Here is a 21,159-nt window from a genome sequence, read left to right on the forward strand (position 1 = left end):
TGAAGGGATTGATTATATGTTGAGTAAAAATGATTTAATAAATAATAGGGAACTTGCTTACGATAAAGCACTAGGAGCAATTGCAGGATTATCAATAGGGGACTCCTTTGGAGATGCATCAAGAAAGACGGATAATCAATTAAGTTATGGAATAACTACAGATTTTAACCAAGAGGCTTCCTGGAGTACAGACGATACTGAATTTGCACTTTTAACTGCAAAAATATTAATAGACTGTGCTGGAAATCTTACTACGGATGAAGTGGTAAAGGGCTGGATGGAAAATGTGGTAACTCAAGACGAATTCCCAAGGGGTGGTGCCAGCGAAATAGAGGCAGCAAGAAACTTAAGAAAAGGAGTTAAACCTCCATACTCAGGCAAATATAATTCCTATCATAACAGTGACGGTGGGGCAATGAGAATTGCACCTATAGGTATTATCTGCGCTGGGGATCCTAAAAAAGCCGCAGAACTAGCGGAAATAGATGCTAGTATAAGCCATTTTAGAGAAGGCGTATGGGGAGCTCAAGCTGTAGCAGCAGCTGTTTCTATTGCAATGGTTGATGGAACAATAGATGAAATAATAGAAGCTGCATTATCTGTTATTCCTGAAGATTCATGGTTATATTATTCAACGAAAAAGGCGTTAAAAATTGTTGATGAAGCTCACGGTGAGATGATGGATGCATGGATGCCTTTACATGATGAGCTTTGGACGAGTTATAAGGCAAGCGTTCCAGAAGCAATTGCAGAAGCATTTGGAGTTCTTAAACTAGTAAATAAGGATTTCAGAACTGGAGTAGTAGCAGCCGGAAATTTCGGTAGGGATGCAGATACCATTGGAGCCATTGTTGGTGCAATACTCGGAGCAAAATATGGAGGTTCTCAAATGCCTGAGAGATGGATTGAAAAAACAAGATATCCTTCAGGTACATGCCTTGCATTTACAAAAGGAATGGATACAAAAGAAATAGGAAAGAAACTTAGTGATTTAATTAAATAATTTAGGGAAGATGACCTAGGGGAAGAAATTCTTCTAGGTTTTTTGATAATACATTGGTTTTGTGAATTTTTGAGAAGGAAATTTACAAATTATATCGAATAATATGAAATATAGATAATGCGTGATAAAAGTATAGATATTTGTATAAATAATTATTTGTTTTATATAAATAACTATTCATTTTAAATAAATGACTGAAAAGATATATAAGGAAGTGATATAGAAAAATGTTTAAACTGGACTGGATGGAAATTTTTTTAAGAGGCATTCCTGAAACATTATTAATTATTTGGGGAATATATGTAATAACTAAGACGTCAACTAATATGAAAAATTACATGTTTTCTAGTATGATAATGGTAATAGCTACTTATCTTACAAGAATGCTTCCTATATATATGGGAGTGCATACGTTCATTGTTATTTTCTTTTCTATATGTATAATGGCTATCACTGGTATACCAGTAGTGAAATCAATATATGGTGTTTTGCTTATGTTCTTAATAGTTTCATTAAGTGAGTTTTTAAATGTGGTAATATTAAATTTACTAAACATTAATACAAATATTGAAGTTATAAATCCTATTACTAAATCTGTACTAGGTGTTCCTTCATTGATTATTACATACTTATTTATTATAGTGATTCGTTATTTTATAACAATTAAGAAAGAGATAAATATTTTTGAAGATAAAAATTACTGATTTACTCAATTAGTGATTTTTATATTTTAATAAAGGTTTTGTTTTTATTTAAGGAGGTCAACTTATGAAATATACCATTAATGAAAATGAAAACAGTATTTTTAAGATGTTAGCTATTATAAAGATTGCAATTATAGTATTTATCAGTATAATTGTATATATTAATATACCTAGTTATTGGTCGATTTTGAGAATAAAAAATAATGGCCAATTCAATTTATACACTACAGCATTTTTTTTATGTACTATGATACTAATCTATGTAAGTTGGACAATAACTAATTTAAAAGTAAAATTATCAATAAGTATATTTAACATTTCATGGTTAATTGAAAACATTTTCTTTTTATCAATTATATCTTTACCAATATACCTATTTTCAGCTTATGATAATGAATATAAGTACTTGTTCTTATTATTAATAGTATTTTCAGTTATTCAATATGGGTTAAATTATGGAGTTATTACTGCATTTTTTTCTTCTATATTTATTCTTGGAGTAGACTTATTATATGCTCCGTCTGTTAGTGGTGTTAATATGCATTTTCAAAAAGATTTAGTAATGATAGGTATTTTTATTTTTGTTGCGTGGGTTCTAGGATATTACGTGGAATTAGAGAATGAAAATAAAATAAAAAAGGAAAATGAGTTGCAACTACTAAGTACTAAATTAATGGAAAAAAATACAGAGAGACGTATTATTGAGGAATCATTAATAAAAAACCAAGTATGCTACGATATTTTGTTTGAAAATTCCCAAAATGGTATTATTGTTCATGCTGATGGCAAAATTTTATATGCAAATGAGAGTGCAGCTAGGTTATTGGGATATAACAATCCTTTGAAGTTAAATAATAAATCAATTTATGATTATTGCTTGGAAAAAGATATAATGTCTGCAAAAAGAAATTATTCAAATATAATTAAAAACAAGCTTTCTAGGGTTATATATGAAGCAAATATACTAAATTGTACTGGCAAATCTATCGCTGTTCGTAACACATCCTCTTTCTTTATATATGAGGGTAAAGCGTCAGTGATGACCTTTTTACTTGACATAACATCAGAAAAGCAAATAGAAACATTGAAACATGATGTAGAAAAGAATATAAAATTATTAAATGAGTCTAGAGAATTTAATACTCTTGTGACGGAGTTTTTTACCAATATGTCTCATGAATTTAAGACGCCAGTTAATGTTATTTCTGTTGCAATTCAAACAATGAATATGTACTTGGAAAATTTTAATACTGATAATATAGATAAATTTAAATCTTACTTAAAAATAGTTAAGCAGAATTGCTTTAGAATGACTAGACTTATAAATAATCTTATGGATATAACTAAAGTTGATTCGGGATTTATTAAAATTGATAAAAAGAACGGTAATATAGTAAGTGTTGTTGAAGATATTACTCAATCTGTGGCAGCTTATATAAAAAGCAAAAATATAGAACTTATATTTGATACAAATGTCGAAGAAAAAATTATGGCTTTTGATCATGACAAAATAGAACGTGTAATATTAAATCTGTTATCTAATGCATTTAAATATACAAATTCTAATGGCCACATATATGTAAATTTGGAGGATAAAGGAGAAAATGTTGTTATTAAAGTAAGAGATGATGGACATGGTATTCCGAGTAATATGCTTAATGTCATATTCGAACGTTTAGGACAAGCAAATCGCTCACTTTCAAGACAATGTGAAGGAACCGGAATAGGACTATATCTTGTAAGATCCTTTATTGAAATACATGGTGGGAAAATAAGTGTTAGCAGTGAGGAAGGAAAAGGCAGTGAATTTACGATAGTACTGCCTGCTAATCTGATAAGTGATGAAAAATATGAAAACAAGTCTTTTTACGAAACTAATGTAGAGATGATAAATATAGAATTCTCTGATGTATATTCAGTGTCAACATAAGGAGTCAAGTCCCTGGGATATTATTAATATTACGCATGACCTAGAAGAATAATTTTCTAGGTTTATTTTTCTCTAAGTAAATTTTTAGATATAAATAATTGATGATAATACATTTAATATATATAATAATCTTAGATAAACATATAATTAAGGATGTGATTTACTTATGGAAGTGCATGTATTTCTAAAAGGTGAAAAGGAACCTGTGGTTTACACCGGAGAGAGAATAGATGTTTTAGATTTCGAGATGAATGGAATCAAATACAAACAAATACGATATTTTAGAAAAGGCTTTAGTAAAAGCGAACTTGTGGAAGAAAAAATTATAAATAAAATAGTTGAAAAATAAAAATATAATGACAATATAATTTTGGTGTAGTAATTTTTAATTATATACACCTATAATTTTTTAGTGACAAAGGGGACAGGACTTATGATTAAGTATAAGTGGTGCGTATGTGATATGGACGGAACACTTTTGGACTCAAAAGGTATTATATCACAAGAAAATGAGAAAGCCTTAAAAGATCTAGGGAGAAAAGGCCTAGAAATAATTATAGCTTCAGGAAGAGTTGATCTTTTAGTGAAATCTTATATAAAGCAGTTAAATTTAAGGGGACACATTATAGCTTGCAATGGAGGCTTAATTAAGAATATAGAAACAGGGGAAATACTTTATTCAAAAATAATTGATAAAGATACTTCAAGGAATATAATATTTTATTGTCTAGAAAATAACATAAATTTTCTTATTTATACAACTGATTTAGTGTATTCTAATAAAAATAATCCTAGAGCAGAGCATTATGAAAATTTAAATAATCACCTTCCGAATGATTTGTATGTTCCTATAAAGTATATAGATGATATAACAATTAAAAACATTAATAATATTGATGTTTTAAAAGTTTTATTAATTTGTAATGATCAAGAAAGATTTAAGATTTTAGAAAATAAGTTCTCAAAGTTTGATAATCTTACAGTAGTAAGCTCATTTAATGGACTTTTGGATATCATGGCATCCGATATTTCAAAGGGTAATGCTTTAAAGATCTTATCAGAAAAACTAGATGTGGATTTAACCAAAGTGATTGCATTTGGAGATAACAATAATGATTTAGAGATGTTTCAATGCACAGGGATGCCTATAGCTATGGAGAATGCGGTAGATAGTGTTAAATTACATGCAAAATATATAACTAAATCAAATGATGAATCAGGTATTGCTTATGCTATTAATAATTTTATATTAAAAGATTGATAGTAGAAGAAAAAAAGAAATGAAAAAAATAATAAAGCCAACGCTTAATATAATCAAGCATTGGCTTACAATCTTTAAAGATAATATCCAAAATACCGGTACTCTAATTTTGACACCTATCTCTCGATAGGTGGGTATCCTCACAGATACATCAATCGCCTTCAATGCCGTAAAAAGGACTCATAAGAAGGTACATTTCCTCATCTAAATATTGGATTCCCGAAGTTAAAATGTAGGTTCAAAATAAGAGCCTAACGAATATTTCAGAAAATGTAATCTATCTAAGTTGTGAGATTATAATAACATATTTAAAGTTTATATGCAAGTGTTATGTGTATGATAATTCAAACCTAATATAGCGTATAAAAAAAGCTAATAAGTATAGGGACTAAAGAACTTAATACCACCCCGTTTAAAAAAGATATTATCGTTACCTCAGGGGAAGTAACCTCCGAAATAAGTGGAAGAGTGGTATCCATAGATGTAGCACCGGCTGGTGCTATGGCAGTATAATGATTTAATTTTGATGCAATAATAGGAATAGATATTACGGCAATTAATTCTCTAAAAATATTTGTGAGAAGGGCGATGGTTCCTACATGTGCACTATCAAGGTTTGTAAGCATTATTCCAGATAAACTATACCAGCCAAAGCCAGAAGCTATAGATAAACCTGATTTTATTGGTAAATCATAAATAATTGATGTGATAACACCTCCAAGGAGGCTTCCAAGAACTATGGAAAAGGGAACTAATAATATTTTAAAACCTGCCTTTTTTAAATCTCTTATAAGCCCTTTGTTTGAACCTACATCAATTCCAACGGATAAAATTGTAAGATTAAGTGCAAAACTGCTGATAATGCTAATATTATTTGCTATATTTTCTGGAACGAAATAGTAACCGTATAAAATTCCGCCTACCACAGCTGCAAGTAAAACAATTGTCACGTCTAGTCACTTCCCTTCATGAATTTGCTAGTCACTATAAAAACCAATATTATACTAAATAAAGATGTTAAAACTGCAAAAGTAAGAGCAGTAGTCCCTATGTTTTTTAAGTTAGCTACAACTGATTTATTAGCACCAACGGAAATTCCCATAGAAAAGAGTAAAAAAACCACAGCAAACTGCTGAAATTTATTATTTATCTTTTTTTGTTTACAAGACAAATTTAAAAAATACCCCATGATAGCACCTACTACCAAGGATAAAAGAATTTTCCACATATAAAATTCCTCCCTTTATAAAAATAACAATTACTTGTTGTATGTTTTTTCATATTTTAAAGTTGTCCAATGTTATAATATTAGCATAGATAGCATTAAAAATCTAATTAATAGTAGGGTTAAGCTAATATCTTTGAGTAGGTAGAGTAGTAATAAATTTAGCAGAAAGGAGAATGTATTATGAGTAAATTATATGAATTTAAAGCTGAGATTAAGAAGGTACCTGATATTGATGGTGCTTATATAGAAATTCCATTTGATGTGAAGGCAGAGTTTGGCAAGGGAAGAGTGCCTGTAACAGCCACTTTTGATGACGTAGTTTATGAGGGAAGTCTTGTAAAAATGAAAACACCATGTCATATAATTGGAATTAGAAAAGATATTAGGGCAAAGATAGGCAAGCAACCTGGAGATATTATTAACGTGACAATTAAAGAAAGAGTTATTGCAAAGTAATTTATATTTAAATAAAATACAATTTTAAACAAATAAAAAACCCTTAAGTGTTTAAGTTTAAGGGTTTTACTGTTTAATAGTTGTAGTAAAGTTTTATGTTTCAAGATCCTCTGGATGATCATAATAAGTATTTTGAGGTATATCTGTGTAAGCAATTCCATCTGGAAGTCCTACCACATAGTGAAAGGTATTTTCACCTGGATTGGATTGAGGGTCATAACTATTTGTGTATGTACCAATAAGTACCCAACCCTCTTTTAATCTTTTATTTGTATCACTCATAATGGTCAAATCTTCAACTTTCTTAATATTTGTAAAATCCATAATAAACACCTCGTTATATTTCCTTTTCTCTTAATTACAGTGTTTTTAATACACTTTGGTTATTTTGTGAAGATATATTATCAATTATTCCTATAACAAATGAAAGTTATAGAATAATAAGAATTCTGACTACAGACAATATGGTGAGGTGAAAAAGATGATTATAAAGTCAGGAAATGATATGAAGGAAATTAATAAGTTTTTAAAAGGAATACATATGGGTGGAAGTACATTTAAAGATTATCTTACTAAGGCTAAAGACTTAGAACTTAAAAATGAATTAAAAACAATTTTAGAATCTTTCAAAAGACATGAAGAGGCTATAACCAATAGAATAGAAAAAATAGGCGGAGATGCCGCAGATACTCTTGGGCTAATGGGAACTATGGGCGAATTCTTTGAAAAGATTAAATTAATACCTGTAAATACAGATTTAGAAGTTTGCCAGCATGCCATAAAGGCTATGGAAATGGGCATATACCAAGGCGGAAAGTTTATAGATGAAAATAAGGACTTAGATTTAAGTTTATTAGAAGAAGTAAAGGCTGTTGTAAATGACTATGATAACCAGTTAAGAAGAGTGAAGAAAATAATAAAAAAATATGAAAATAATAATACTACCAGATTGCACTAATAAACTATATTAAAACTTAAAATACCTCATTAGTTTTAGTTTGAACTAATGGGGTATTTTAAGTTCTATTAAATAAGAATTGTACACCCCAAAAATAACAAGTTTATACGTATATGTTAAAAGATAAGTTACAAGAGATTTAGTATAGAAGGTGGAATACAAGTGAGCAATGCTGGGGCTTTTGAGGATACGCAATTGGTAGAAGGAGAAATATTAGAAGATTATGTAATAGATAAAGAAGGTTTAAATCTTTATGAAATATATAAAATTACATTGAATTTATGTGATATCATAGAAAAATTTCATAAAGAAGATTTTTTTATTACTCTTAGAGAATTAAATCCGCGTAATATAATTATTATGGAAGATAGTAAGGTTAAAATAGTTGAAAAAAATAGCTATTCACATATGCTGCAAAATAAGAATGACGATGTAAGAAATTATAAATTATGGAAGCTTAGTAAACAAAATGATTTATATAACGTAGGCAAAATTATTTATTTTATGGCTACTGGAAAGATTCCGCGTACAGTGTTAGATATTTTTATAGGGGATAATTATCCAGAAAATATAGATAAAAATTTAAAAAACATAATATATAAATGCTTTGAAGGAAATGATAAAAATACATATTTTTCAGTTGAGGATCTTAGTCGAGAAATTTCCATGGAAATATTAAGAGGTATTAAACATAGAGAAATTATTGATTTGAGTAATTTAAATGTTGAAGTAGCAGTTACTAGACAAAGAAAAAAAGCAAAAGTAAGATATAATAAAACTATGGATTTTCGTAAAAGATTTGGTTATTTAAAAGACCTTATGGGAAGCACAGGGGCAAAAAATATTTTGACTTTTGTAAGAAGTCACATTTTATAAAAAGATTCAAAAAGCATCAATAAGTATTGATGTTGATTTATATAAAATAGATTGTAATAAGATTCCTTTGAATATAATATAATTTAATAGAAATATAGGGGGATTTTATTATGGATAATTTAATAACATTAGACTATCTTTCAACATTCGGAGGTATGGTAGCTGTAGTCGTACTTATTACTGAATTTACAAAAGATTTAATTGACAAGGCATTTAAAGGCTTGCATACAAAATATGTGGCTTTTATATACTCACTAATACTTATTATAGGATATCAAATTATGTCGGGTACATTTGATATATCTAAGCTATTATTAACCTTTATTAATGCTATTTTAATCACCATGACAGCACAAGGTGGTTATGAATGGGTGTTCAAACCTATAGAAGAAAAATCACATAAAAGTAAATAAATTAGAAAATGAAAGAAATCATTAAGGACGGAAAAATTAAATATCCGACTTTAATGATTATTTTTTTAGTAATGTATGAGTTGATTAATAATCTAAGTATTTATGTTAGTTTAGTAATAGTGATAAAATTTCCGATTTAAATATAAAAATTAAATAAAGCTAATAAATTTTTAAAATATATAAAAAAGCAAATATATGTCGAAATATTTTATACCAAAAGGTATTGTGTAAATTATACTTGAATGGTATAATTTACACAAGTATGTCTAAATTTCGTTAAAATACTTAATTATTAGAAATAAAAATATATACATTAATTTAAGAGGGCAAACTTATCGAAAGATAAGGACGCAAAGCCAAGGGCCTAAATTGTAAAAAATATGGCAGCCGGTTGCATAGTGTTGTTAGTAACCCCTTTTATTTGTGTTTTTCAAATAAAAGGGGTTTTTATTTGTGAAAGGAGGTATTAAAGATGTTAGAAAAAATATATTAATTTGAAACTAAAAAATAGGAGTATATTAAAAGTAAAATAATTAGCATGAGATGGGGGCATTGAAATGAAAAGAATTAAAATTAAGAACATTAAAAATGCGAAAAGTATTAAAACAAAGATGATTGTTTATTTTTCTACATTGATTTTATTTTTTTCTATCTCTTTAGGAGTAATTTCTATGGTAATAGCTAGTAATTCTCTTACTAGAGAAGCAGAAAAATCACTAAGTTCACTGTCGCAAGAAACAGCAAAAGTAATACAAAGTAGAATTGAAGTTCAAAAAAAAGCCTTACAGATGATATCATTAAGATCAGATATTCAAGGCATGAATTGGAAGGTGCAACAGCCTATACTACAAAGACAAGTAAAAAACACAAACTTTCTTGATATTGCTGTTGTGGGTCTCGATGGTACTGCACATTATTCAAATGGAACAACCAGTAAATTAGGTGATAGGGATTATGTAAAAAGAGCTTTAAATGGTGAGATAAATGTATCTGATTTAATAATTAGTCGTGTAACAAAAGAACTTGTTTTAATGTATGCTGTTCCTATTGAAAGAGATGGGAAAGTTATTGGGGCTTTAATAGCTCGCAGAGATGGAGGTTCTATAAGTAAGGTTATAGAAGATACCGGATATGGTGAGTCAGGATATGGGTACGTAATCAATAATAATGGAACAGTAGTTGGTCATCCGGATATAGAGAAAGTATTAAATCAATACAATCCAATTGAAGAAGTAAAAAATGATGAAAATCAGAAATCAGTAGCAACAATGATTGAAAAAGCGTTAAAAGAAAATAGCGGAGTTAGTTCTTATTCGTTTAATGGAAATGATATGTATGCGGGTTATTCGCATATTGAAGGTACTAACTGGATAATTGTTATCACTGCTAATCAAAAGGAAGTTTTATCCGCAATTCCCAAACTAGTAGGGGTTAATGTGTCAGTTATGATTATTGTTTTGGTAATAAGCATCATTATTACATATCTAATCGGCAATTCTATTGTAAATCCTATTATTAAAATAGTAAATCAATCAGAAAAAATAGCAAATTTGGATATTACAGAGGATGTTTGTGAAAGTTTTATCAATAAAAAAGATGAAATTGGAACTCTAGCCAAAGCATTACAAAATATAATTGATAGTCTTAGAGAAATAATCAAAGAAATAAGTAATTCATCAGAACAGGTGACTACTGCCTCAGAAGAATTGACAGCAGCGTCACAACAATCAGCAATGTCTGCAGAAGAAGTGTCTAAAACAGTAGAAGAGATAGCAATGGGTGCCTCAGAGCAAGCACGAAATACAGAGGAAGGTTCTTTAAAGGCAGGTTTATTAGAAAAAACTATTGAAGAAGATCAAGCTTATATACAAAATTTAAATGCTGCATCACATAAAGTGAAAGAAGTTGTCGAGGAAGGATTAAAAGAAATTGATAAGCTAACTAAAATAACGGAAGAAAGTAATAATGCTGCAAGAGGAATACACGAAGTTATACTAAAAACAAATGATAGCTCAAATAAAATCGGACAAGCGAGCGATGTAATTGCATCTATAGCAGAACAAACCAATTTGTTAGCGTTAAATGCAGCCATAGAAGCTGCAAGAGCAGGAGAAGCAGGTAAAGGATTTGCAGTAGTTGCAGAAGAAATTAGAAAGCTGGCTGAACAATCTTCAATTTCCACAAAGGATATTGATAAAATGGTTAATGAATTGCAGAATAATGCCAAAGATGCTGTAAAGACAATAGAAAGGGTATCAGCTATATCTGTAGAACAAACAAATAGCGTAATTAGCAGCAAGAATAAATATATGTTAATTGATGAAGCAATGAAAAAAGTAGAAAAAGTAGTTGAACAATTGAACACTTCTGGAGAAGAAATGGAAAGGACAAAGGATGAAATACTGAATACTTTGAAGAACCTTACTGCAATTGCTGAAGAAAATGCTGCTTCTACTGAACAAGTAACAGCTTCTATGGAAGAGCAAGCTGCTTCCATAGAAGAAATTGCAAGTTCCAGTGAGGGGATGTCAGATTTATCACAAAATTTACAATCCATCATCACGAGATTTAAATTATAGAATTCAATCTCCATAATAAAATTTATTTTATAGTATTTAAATTAAACAGATGTTGATATATAATATATACTGATTAAAGTACTAAAGGAGAGAAGAATATGGCACAGCATTCATTGTCAAGAACGGAGCTTTTAGTAGGTAAGGAAGGTCTTGAAAAACTTAAAAATAGTAAGGTCGTAGTATTTGGTGTTGGTGGAGTTGGTAGCTTTACAGTAGAGGCACTTGCAAGAGCTGGAGTTGGAAGTATAGTTATTGTAGATGACGATGCTGTTTGTTTAACTAATATAAATAGACAGATTATTGCCACTCTAAAAACTGTAGGTAGACCTAAGGTTGAGGTTGCTCGTGAAAGAATTTTAGATATAAATAGGGAATGTAATGTTATAACTCACAGAACTTTTGTCACTGAAGAAAATATTGGCGATATTATAACTGATGATGTTGATTATGTAGTGGATGCTATAGATACAGTTTCCTCAAAAATTGCTCTTGTACTTTGGTGCCAAGAGCATAATAAGAAGATTATCTGTTCAATGGGAACAGGGAACAAGTTTGACCCAACTCAATTTAAAATTGCTGATATATATAATACAAAAGTTTGCCCTCTTGCTAAGGTTATGAGACATGAACTTAAGAAAAGAGGAGTAAAGAAGCTTAAAGTATTATACTCTGAAGAAATTCCAACAAAGCCAAAAGAAGATGAAGTTGTAACTTGCAAGGGAGGCTGTGTTTGCACAGCAGAAAGCAGTAAAAGATGCTCTATAAAGAGACAAATTCCAGGAAGTATTTCTTTTGTGCCTCCAGTAGCTGGAATGATTATTGGGGGAGAAGTTGTAAAGAACTTATTAGGAATAAGTAAATAATTATTATAAAAAAGGATGGAGATTTGATATCTTCTATCCTTTTTCTATATGTATGTTTATTTATTAATAACATTATTTATTAATAACATTATTTAATATATACTGTTATTAGTATGATATTTAAATTAAAAAATAAAATTGGCAGAGAACTAAGGAGAAACTAAAGTGACAAGTTTGATAATTGATGACATAGAAATTTGGGTGCAAAAAAAGAAAATAAAAAATATATATTTGAGAGTGGCAGCTCCCCAAGGAAGAGTACAAGTCTCAGCCCCCAAAAATATGAAAGATGAAGCTATTAAAATGTTTCTTATTTCTAAAATGCCATGGATAAAAAAACACAAGGATAAATATAAAAATCAGCCTAAACAATGCATTCGAGAATATGTTTCAGGTGAAAGTGTATATCTTTGGGGAAAGAAATACGCTCTTGAGGTGCTTTATTCAAATAAACAAAATAATATAAAGATTAATGGAGATAGGCTTATATTGCAAGTGCGTGAAAATAGTACAGTGGATCAGAGAGAAAAGTTATTAAATGAATGGTATCGTGAAAATATTAAAAGTGAAATCCCTGAGTATTTAGAGAAGTGGCAGAAAATTATAGGAGTTACAGCTGAAGAATGGGGAGTTAAGAATATGAAAACACGGTGGGGGACTTGCAATGTAAGGGATAAGCGGATATGGCTTAATTTACAGCTAACCAAAAAGCCTCCAAAGTGCCTTGAATATGTTATTGTGCATGAACTAGTTCATTTACTTGAGAAGAATCATAATAATATCTTTATAGGTTATATGGATAAGTTTATGCCAAATTGGCGAATAATTAAAAAAGAACTTAATACATTTATAGAAGATTGAAGTCAATACCTTATGATATTGGCTTTTTTATGTTTTCAAACCAAGAATATGAATAAAGTTTTAATGTAGTTGAAGCTATCCTGTGGGAAGATTTAATAAACAAATTAGATTATCATTATCAACTGACACTGATGCTCAACTAGTAGAATAGTAACAAATACTCATGTGTAGACATATGATATGAAGTGTAAGGTGAAAATAATACTATCAATTGATAAATATATAAAGGAGTCTAATTATGGATAGTAATATAAAGAGAGTTAGAAATATACTTCTTATTATATTATTTGCAAATGTCTTTGTTGCTTTAATCAAAATTATAATTGGATCTGTTGCTAAAAGTACAGGTTTAACAGCTGATGGGTTTCATTCACTTTCTGATGGAGCCTCTAATATTGTGGGATTAGTAGGTATTTGGTTTGCCTCAAAACCCGTCGATGAAGAACATCCTTATGGACATAAAAAGTTTGAAACTCTTGCGGGTCTTTTTATTGGGGGCATGCTAACTATAGTTGGAATAAAGGTAGTTGTTGGAGCATTTCAAAAATTTAATAACCCAGTTACACCTAATATAACTCTGGAGAGCATAATTGCCTTATTTATAACTCTTTTGATAAACATATTTGTAAGTAAGATTGAATATAGCGAAGGAAAAAAACTAAGTAGTCAAATTCTTATTTCTGATTCTATGCATACAAGGTCGGATATTTATGTTTCTATTGGAGTTATAATAACCCTTATAGGTATTAAAATTGGATTACCTCCAGTAATTGATCCGATAGCATCACTAGTGGTAGGTGGTTTTATATTCCATGCTGCTTATGAAATATTTTGTGATACCAGTGGAGTGCTAGTGGATAAGGCGGTTATAGATGCAGAAAAAATAAAGAATATAGCCCTTGAATTTGAAGAGGTTAAGGATGCACATAATGTGAGAAGTAGGGGCACAGAGGATGAAATGTATATAGATTTTCACATAATGGTAGATGCCTATATGAGTGTTGAGGATTCACATACTCTTGCTATTAATATTGAAAATAGAGTAAAAGAAGAGCTAGGTGAAAATTCTCAAGTTATACTTCATTTAGAGCCTTACTATGAAGGGAAACAACGTTTATAGATGTTAGTATAAACTAAAGTGAAAATGAATAAATTGTTAAAGATTAGATGTTTTTGTAAAAATTATAGGTTAATGTCGGGTTTTTGTTGCATATTATATAAGTTAATTGTAAAATAATAATAAAATATTTTGAAAATTCAGGAGGATTGTATATGCAACAAGAAATGTTTTGTTATCAATGCGAGCAAACTGCTGGAGGTAAGGGCTGTACTAAAATAGGGGTTTGTGGAAAGACACCAGAAATTGCTGCAATGCAGGATTTGTTAATTTATCAACTAAAAGGAATTAGCTCATATGTTGTTAAATTAATAGAAAAAGGGGAAAAGCTAGATAAGTCATTGATTTCATTTGTTGAAGATTCATTATTTATGACATTAACCAATGTAAATTTTGATCCTGAAGCTCATTTGGACATGCTTAAAAAATCTCAAAAGATTAAAGAAGAAGTTAGGAGAAAAGTTGGACAAGAAGATATAAATAGTGATGAAGCATTGTACGATCTAAGTAATTCTAAAGAAGAAATTCTTGAGGATGCTAAAAAAGCAGGAGTTATGTATGATAAAAACTTAGATGAGGATATTCGTTCCGTTAGAGAAACTATAAAGTATGGTTTGAAAGGAATTGCAGCTTATGCTCATCAAGCAAGATTCATAAAATATAATAATGATGAAGTGGATGAATTTTACTTTAAAGCTCTAAAAGCTTTAATTGATGATAGTTTAACACTTCAGGATCTTATAGGTTACTTGATAAAAACTGGAGAGATGAGTGTCAAAATTATGGAGGTATTAGATAAAGCTAATAACGAAAAATATAGCTCTCCTTCTCCTAGAAAAGTAAATGTAAATATAAAGAAGGGACCATTTATTGTGGTTTCCGGACATGATTTAAGGGATTTAGAAATGTTACTAGAGCAAACGGATGGTAAGGATATAAATATTTATACTCATGGTGAAATGCTGCCATCCCATGGATATCCTGAATTAAACAAGTATCCTCATTTAGTAGGTAATTTTGGGGGCGCTTGGCAAAATCAGCAAAAGGAATTTGATGATATACCAGGTTGTATCTTGATGACAACAAATTGCTTAATGAAACCAAGAGATTCTTATAAAGATAGAATTTTTTCAACAAGCGTTGTTGGATGGGATGGTATTAAGCACATACCTAAAGATGAAAATGGATATAAGGATTTTTCTGAGGTGATAAACAAGGCATTGGAATTAGGTGGATTTAAGGAAGATGAAGAAGTTAAAGAAATTTTAGTAGGTTTTGGACATAAGGCAACTTTGGGTCATGCTGAAACAATTATAAATGCAGTTAAGGATGGAAAAGTTAAACATTTCTTCTTGATAGGTGGATGCGATGGTGCAAAGCCTGGAAGAAACTATTATACAGAGTTTGCGGAAAAAGTACCTAAGGATTGTATTATACTTACTTTAGCTTGTGGTAAGTATCGTTTCAATAAATTAGAGTTTGGAGAAGTGGCAGGGCTTCCAAGATTACTTGATGTAGGTCAGTGTAATGATGCTTATTCAGCGGTTAGAATAGCTTTAGCGTTAGCGGATGCATTTAACTGTGGAGTTAATGATTTACCATTGTCAATAATTTTATCTTGGTATGAGCAAAAGGCTGTAGCTGATTTATTAGCATTACTTTCATTAGGCGTAAAAGGAATGTATATTGGACCGAGCTTACCAGCTTTCTTAAGTCCTAATGTATTACAATTCCTAGTTGATAATTTTGATATTAAGCCAATTAGCACACCAGAAGATGATTTGAAAGAGCTATTAGGATAAGAAGAATAAGGAAAAGCATCTGTTTTTGAAGTGCGCCCCAAATGTTAGACAAAATCTAGCACTTGGAGGTGCATTTTTATATGAGTGGATAAAAATTATTAATGGGTTATTATAATAAGATATTATATTTAAACTTATTATTTAGCAAAATATAATATAAGGAAAATATTATGTTTTGGAAGTGATTATTATAAAAAATCATGTTAAGATATTAATCGTAAAGCTTGTACTTTTTATTGAGTTAATTATATATTGTGCATTTATCTATATTGATTACACTAATAATTTTAAAACAGTGTACTCATCGGTGTTAAAGTATTTTGGAATACTATTATGTTTGTTTTTATCTATTCTAATAGGAAGCAACGGACATGATAAAATGGATACTATATTTTTAAGATTGGCAATTTTTCTTACTGCTTTAGCCGATTTGTGTATGATAATTTTAGGCTTAAATGAATTAGGCATAATGATTTTTTGCTTAGTACAAATTACTTACATAATACGTCATAGGAGGGCTATAGAACGAAGATATAATTTAAACTTTTTAGTAGTTACTATTATATTTATTATCTTAATAGTTATATCTCTTGCAAATAATTTACTTATAGAAGACCTAGGATATGAAGGTATAAAAAAGGTCACTCTGATTATAGGATTTATTTATGCAGTTATTTTACTTTATAGCGTCTATACAGGATGGAAAACTCTTAAGGGAGCTTTTTATCCAATGTATAGTAGGTACTTAGTTGCAGTAGGTATCACTTTGTTTTTACTTTGTGATATAAACGTAGCGTTATCAGTTATATCAAAAGACTTATCTATATTGATATGGATATTTTATCTTCCATCACAGGCTTTGCTGGCCTTAAGTGGATATAATAAAAAAGTTTTCCGATAAAGAGCTTCCTAATTTGGAGGCTTTTTTTCATATACATTAACGTAATAAAAGGTAAATAAATTTCATATATTACTATAACCCACAAAGGAAGAGAGTTAAGTTATTTAATACTTAACTTTAAGTGTATAAGGTCTTTCATTAACAATATGAAAGAAGCTTTATAAATAATATTTGGGGGTGCTAGATGTGTATGATTTTATTCTAAAAGACGGTCTGGTAGTGGATGGTACAAGGAAGATTCCCTATAAGGCCACTGTGTGCATTAAAGGTGATAGAATTGTAGAAATCACTGACAATGAAAATGTTACAGGTAGTAAAGTAATTAACTGTGAGGGAAAAGTTATTTCACCGGGATTTATTGACCTTCACACCCACTCAGATGCATGTCCTCTCAATTCAAAAGAAGCAGAAAGTATGTTATATCAAGGAGTTACATTAGAAATTACAGGAAACTGCGGCATTTCTTTAGTTCCATCAAATGAATCCAAAAGTAAAGAAATTAGAGAATTTTTTTCTAGAACAATTGAGATAATTCCTGAAGATACATCTTTAAAAATGGATAGTATGAAAGACTATGTTGAAGTTGTAAGTAAGAAGCAATTGACAATTAATAGTGGTACCTTAATTGGGCATGGCACACTTAGAGCTTGCGTGGTAGGTTTTGATGATAGAGAAGCTACTGCTGAAGAACTTCATAAGATGAAGAGTATCCTTGATAGGGAACTAAAAAACGGAGCATATGGTATGTCCTTGGGGCTAATTTATCCACCAAGCAGTTATGGGAAATTAGGTGAGTTCATAGAACTTGCAAAGGTAATAAAGGAAAATCAAGGTATACTTACTGTACATTTACGCAATGAAAGCAATTTAGTATTTGAAGCTGTTGATGAAATGATTAAAGTAGCGGAAAGTACAGGTGTTCATTTACACATTTCACATTTAAAGCTCATTGGTAAACCGCAATGGGGTAATTCAGAAAAACTTCTCAATAATATTAAAGCTGCACGTAAAAGGGGATGCACTATTACTTGTGATCAATATCCTTATGAAGCAACGTCTACAGGACTTTCTGCACTTGTACCTGGTTGGGCTCAGGATGGGGGCAATTCAAAGATGTTAGAAAGACTTAAAGTAAAGGACTCTAGACTGCTTTTAGATATTAAAACTGAAATGGAACGACGTGGGGGAGCAAGTAAAGTAGGAATTTCTTCTACACATGGACATATTCCCGAATTTGATGGAAAAAACATTGAAGAGATTGCAAAGATTTTTAACTTATCACCAGAGGAGGCTGTAATTGAAGTTTTACTTAAGTGCAGCGGTGAGATATCAGCGATATATTATTCACTAAGTTTAGAGGATGTGCTTAATATTATGAAGGAAATGGATATAGCCGTAGGAAGCGACGGATATAACTTTAGTTATGATTTAAGCTATAATCCACATCCTAGATGTTTTGGAACATTTCCGAGATTTTTGCAGATGATCCGTGAAAATAATTTAATGTCCTTGGAGGATGCTGTATATAAAATCACAGGGCTTCCCGCCAGTATTATTAGATTACAGGATCGAGGAACGCTAAAAGTTAATAATATTGCTGATATAACTGTATTTGATTTTAATGAAGTAAAAGATATGTCTACATTCATGCATTCTCCTGTAAAGCCTATAGGAATCAACCATGTTTTTATAGCTGGTAGTCCTGAACTTCTTAACGGCGTAAGAACTGAAAATAAAAAAGGCAGAATTTTATTAAAAGATAATTAAAATTTTGAAGGGGGAAGGGAAATGGAATTAGGAAAATATGCATTGATTTCGGCTCCGTCGTTAATAGCGCTATTACCGTTACTAGTTTATTTAATAATGGTCTTTAGAAATAAATCTAATTTATCAGGTTTAATTGTAGGTGTAATTGTAGCTGCAGTTTTAACGGGACAGGGGCTTAAAGCGTTAGCTGGAATCTTTGCTACCTCACTAGGATCCTTCTTGGCTATAATAGGAATTATAATCATGTGTGGAAGTGGACTTGGCTACTTAATGAATAAAACAAAAGTGAGTCAAACACTTGTGTACTGGATTGTAAAGGGAATTGGAGTTAATACTGAAAAGAAAGGTATGGCGGCAGTTATAATTAGTTCCATTGTTATATGTGGATTGCTTGGAACATTAGCTGGCGGCAATGCAATTATTGCACCTGTTATCATTCCTGTTGTGGCTGCAGTTGGACTTACTCCAAGTGCTGTATGTGCTTTGTTTAAAGTTGCTGGGGAGGTTGGGCTAATACTGGGTCCGCTTACTGGTGTTACTATTGCAACCATGGGTGTTACAGGTCTTTCTTATGGAAAGCTTATGTTGTGGGCCGTTATTCCTTTTAGTATAGTATGGATTGGTGCTACAGTTTTTGCTGTAACTAAAATTCAAAAGAAGCTAAAAGGTGTTGAAGTATATGAGATAACTGAAGACATGATTGATATTAATAAAATGGTTGTAAGTACAGAGCAAAAACGCACAACGATATTATTTTTAATAGTGTTTGCTATCTTAGTTGGGTATGGTGTCATTACAAAACAAGGTACAAATTATGCCATTATTGTAATGTTAATCTTATCTGCCATTCTTACCATTAGCAGCAGAATTGAAATTGATTCAGCAATCGACACATTTGTTGAAGGTGCATCAAAGATGACAAACATGTTCTTTGTGTTTATTTTCTTTGAAGTAATGTTTAGCATGATAAATATTGGCGGTGGATTTGATGCTTTAGGTAAGCTTCTGACAGGTCTTGTTGCAGGTGGAGGAAAGGCAGGAGTTTTAATTATCGCTTCTTTAGTTGGAGGATTTGGTATTGAAGCAGCTGCAGTTGCTGAAATTACAATAGTGCACAAAATGTTTATAGATCTAGTTAATTCAGTTGGATTGCCAATGCAAATATGGGCTACAGCAATACTAGCAGCTACAAGAATTACAGGTTCTTTATATCCAACTGCAAATCTTGCAGGACAGTTAGGCATAGCGCGCTGCAGCAATACCAAAACGGTTTTAAAGGCAACCTGGGTTGGAGCGGCTGCACTTTGGATTTGGGTTATGGTTTGGGCATTTATTGGACCAATGCTAGCAGGATAAAAATAAATAAGGTATTATATGTTAGCTATTAGCTAGGAAAGAAAGCTTTACACATTGATGTATTATGAATGAAGGCATACTGTGATAGAGATTAAAAGGGAAATTGTAACTCAATTTCCTTTTTAGTTGTGTGGTAAACTTATTTAAGTAAGATTAATTATAATTTATTTTCAATATCTAGTAGCTAATTCTAGGTAATTGCATAATTTTAGGATAAAAAAGAATATTCTCACAAAATGCTCTTGAAAATATCACTATCAAGATGTATACTGTATATAGGTGGTAAATTTGGAACAATGTTCAGCATGCAAGAACGAAAGAGGTTTGGGATGGAAGATAAAATAAAAGTAAAATCTTTAAAAAAAGCATTAGATATACTTGAATGTTTTTCTCTAGAAGAACTAGAGCTGGGCATTACAGATATAAGCAAAAGGTTAGATATATGTAAAAGTAATGTTCATAACATAATTTCAACTTTAGAAGCTTGTGGGTATGTAGAGCAAAACAAGGACAATGAAAAGTATAGATTAGGTCGTAAAATAATCAAATTGTCTCATATTAGTGCAAGAACAATTGGTTTTCAAAGTATTGTTCATAAGTGCGTAAACGAACTTACAGGCAGTATTGGTGAAATTGTATATTTTGGGATACCTGATGGAGAAAATGTTATGTACATGGAGGGTGGATTCCCTGAAAAAGCATATAATATACGATGGATACAGGGACTAACAGCACCACTTGTATGTACTGCCATTGGGAAAGCGATGCTGGCATTTTTGGATGAAAAATTAATAGAGACAATTTTAGAAAAGCCACTAACAAAATTTACAGATTATACAATTCTTAATCCAGAAGGAATTAAGGAGCAGCTTAAGAATATACGTAAATTTGGATACAGCATAGACAACATGGAACATGAATATGGTATCAAATGTGTTGGTGTACCGGTATTTGATAAAAACAATGAATTAATTGGTGCATTAAGTACAACAGGTCCATCACTTAGATTTGACGATAAGCATATAGAAATTTTTGCAAATATGTTAAAAGAAAAGGCGGAATTAATAAAACGGAATACGTAACT

At 30.6% G+C, this 21,159-nt stretch carries 21 protein-coding genes, 1 other RNA gene and 1 riboswitch; of the genes, 18 read left to right on the top strand and 4 right to left on the bottom strand.

The window, feature by feature from the left end; genetic code table 11:
- The first annotated feature begins 16 nt into the window (after positions 1-16).
- The 5 genes from JOC70_RS15270 (at position 17) to JOC70_RS15290 (ending at position 4,898) form a co-directional block, all read left to right on the top strand.
- Complete coding sequence (locus tag JOC70_RS15270; RefSeq protein WP_204599752.1) at positions 17-1,003, top strand: ADP-ribosylglycohydrolase family protein; 987 nt, start codon at positions 17-19, stop codon at positions 1,001-1,003.
- A 227-nt stretch (positions 1,004-1,230) separates the two neighbouring features.
- Positions 1,231-1,707, top strand: a complete 477-nt coding sequence (locus tag JOC70_RS15275) for a hypothetical protein (RefSeq protein WP_204599753.1) — start codon at positions 1,231-1,233, stop codon at positions 1,705-1,707.
- A 64-nt stretch (positions 1,708-1,771) separates the two neighbouring features.
- Positions 1,772-3,637 (top strand): sensor histidine kinase, encoded by a 1,866-nt coding sequence (locus tag JOC70_RS15280; RefSeq protein WP_204599754.1) that lies wholly within the window; start codon positions 1,772-1,774, stop codon positions 3,635-3,637.
- 166 nt (positions 3,638-3,803) lie between these two features.
- Entirely contained in the window at positions 3,804-3,986 is a 183-nt protein-coding gene (locus JOC70_RS15285) for a hypothetical protein (protein WP_204599755.1), read from the top strand.
- Between the two features lie 84 nt (positions 3,987-4,070).
- Positions 4,071-4,898 carry a Cof-type HAD-IIB family hydrolase gene (locus JOC70_RS15290; protein WP_204599756.1) on the top strand — a complete coding sequence of 276 codons (828 nt, stop codon included), beginning with the start codon at positions 4,071-4,073 and terminating at the stop codon, positions 4,896-4,898.
- A gap of 80 nt (positions 4,899-4,978) precedes the next feature.
- On the opposite strand, the gene ssrS is transcribed toward JOC70_RS15290, so the two are convergent.
- The 3 genes from ssrS to JOC70_RS15305 all read right to left on the bottom strand — a co-directional run bounded on the left by ssrS (position 4,979) and on the right by JOC70_RS15305 (position 6,126).
- Positions 4,979-5,171: non-coding RNA, 6S RNA (gene ssrS / locus JOC70_RS15295), on the bottom strand.
- A gap of 77 nt (positions 5,172-5,248) precedes the next feature.
- On the bottom strand, positions 5,249-5,848 hold the full coding sequence (locus tag JOC70_RS15300) for a LysO family transporter (protein WP_204599757.1): 600 nt from the start codon (positions 5,846-5,848) through the stop codon (positions 5,249-5,251).
- Positions 5,849-5,850: 2 nt separating this feature from the next.
- On the bottom strand, positions 5,851-6,126 hold the full coding sequence (locus JOC70_RS15305) for a LysO family transporter (protein ID WP_204599759.1): 276 nt from the start codon (positions 6,124-6,126) through the stop codon (positions 5,851-5,853).
- 180 nt (positions 6,127-6,306) lie between these two features.
- Between JOC70_RS15305 and JOC70_RS15310 the strand changes: the two genes are divergently transcribed.
- Positions 6,307-6,582, top strand: coding sequence for a DUF1905 domain-containing protein (locus JOC70_RS15310; protein ID WP_204599760.1), 276 nt, complete (start codon positions 6,307-6,309; stop codon positions 6,580-6,582).
- Positions 6,583-6,675: 93 nt separating this feature from the next.
- Here JOC70_RS15310 and JOC70_RS15315 read toward each other — a convergent pair whose 3' ends face one another.
- On the bottom strand, positions 6,676-6,906 hold the full coding sequence (locus JOC70_RS15315) for a hypothetical protein (RefSeq protein ID WP_204599761.1): 231 nt from the start codon (positions 6,904-6,906) through the stop codon (positions 6,676-6,678).
- Positions 6,907-7,063: 157 nt separating this feature from the next.
- On the opposite strand from JOC70_RS15315, the gene JOC70_RS15320 reads away from it, so the two are divergent.
- From JOC70_RS15320 to JOC70_RS15375, 12 genes are all read left to right on the top strand, one after another.
- Complete coding sequence (locus JOC70_RS15320) at positions 7,064-7,540, top strand: DUF2383 domain-containing protein (RefSeq protein WP_204599762.1); 477 nt, start codon at positions 7,064-7,066, stop codon at positions 7,538-7,540.
- Between the two features lie 162 nt (positions 7,541-7,702).
- Complete coding sequence (locus JOC70_RS15325; RefSeq protein ID WP_204599763.1) at positions 7,703-8,416, top strand: protein kinase family protein; 714 nt, start codon at positions 7,703-7,705, stop codon at positions 8,414-8,416.
- A gap of 110 nt (positions 8,417-8,526) precedes the next feature.
- Positions 8,527-8,829 carry a hypothetical protein gene (locus JOC70_RS15330; protein WP_204599764.1) on the top strand — a complete coding sequence of 101 codons (303 nt, stop codon included), beginning with the start codon at positions 8,527-8,529 and terminating at the stop codon, positions 8,827-8,829.
- 315 nt (positions 8,830-9,144) lie between these two features.
- Positions 9,145-9,228, top strand: a riboswitch (cyclic di-GMP riboswitch).
- A gap of 158 nt (positions 9,229-9,386) precedes the next feature.
- Positions 9,387-11,408: a methyl-accepting chemotaxis protein gene (locus JOC70_RS15335; protein ID WP_204599765.1), complete on the top strand. Its 2,022-nt coding sequence runs from the start codon at positions 9,387-9,389 to the stop codon at positions 11,406-11,408.
- Positions 11,409-11,506: 98 nt separating this feature from the next.
- Entirely contained in the window at positions 11,507-12,271 is a 765-nt protein-coding gene (locus tag JOC70_RS15340; protein ID WP_204599766.1) for a tRNA threonylcarbamoyladenosine dehydratase, read from the top strand.
- Positions 12,272-12,436: 165 nt separating this feature from the next.
- The gene (locus tag JOC70_RS15345; protein ID WP_204599767.1) at positions 12,437-13,132 is read left to right on the top strand and encodes a YgjP-like metallopeptidase domain-containing protein; all 696 of its coding nucleotides are present in this window, start codon (positions 12,437-12,439) and stop codon (positions 13,130-13,132) included.
- 238 nt (positions 13,133-13,370) lie between these two features.
- Positions 13,371-14,252: a cation diffusion facilitator family transporter gene (locus JOC70_RS15350; RefSeq protein ID WP_204599768.1), complete on the top strand. Its 882-nt coding sequence runs from the start codon at positions 13,371-13,373 to the stop codon at positions 14,250-14,252.
- A gap of 152 nt (positions 14,253-14,404) precedes the next feature.
- Positions 14,405-16,051 carry a hydroxylamine reductase gene (gene hcp / locus JOC70_RS15355; protein ID WP_204599769.1) on the top strand — a complete coding sequence of 549 codons (1,647 nt, stop codon included), beginning with the start codon at positions 14,405-14,407 and terminating at the stop codon, positions 16,049-16,051.
- Positions 16,052-16,430: 379 nt separating this feature from the next.
- Positions 16,431-16,952 (top strand): hypothetical protein, encoded by a 522-nt coding sequence (locus JOC70_RS15360; protein ID WP_204599770.1) that lies wholly within the window; start codon positions 16,431-16,433, stop codon positions 16,950-16,952.
- A 186-nt stretch (positions 16,953-17,138) separates the two neighbouring features.
- A complete protein-coding gene (locus JOC70_RS15365) occupies positions 17,139-18,719 on the top strand; it encodes an amidohydrolase family protein (protein ID WP_204599771.1) in 1,581 nt (526 codons plus the stop codon).
- Positions 18,720-18,740: 21 nt separating this feature from the next.
- Complete coding sequence (locus JOC70_RS15370) at positions 18,741-20,075, top strand: TRAP transporter large permease subunit (RefSeq protein ID WP_204599772.1); 1,335 nt, start codon at positions 18,741-18,743, stop codon at positions 20,073-20,075.
- Between the two features lie 329 nt (positions 20,076-20,404).
- Positions 20,405-21,157: an IclR family transcriptional regulator gene (locus tag JOC70_RS15375; RefSeq protein WP_204599773.1), complete on the top strand. Its 753-nt coding sequence runs from the start codon at positions 20,405-20,407 to the stop codon at positions 21,155-21,157.
- Positions 21,158-21,159: the final 2 nt, after the last annotated feature.

The sequence above is a fragment of the Clostridium pascui genome (genome assembly GCF_016908015.1).
GTDB classification, from domain to species: Bacteria; Bacillota; Clostridia; order Clostridiales; family Clostridiaceae; genus Clostridium_AK; species Clostridium_AK pascui.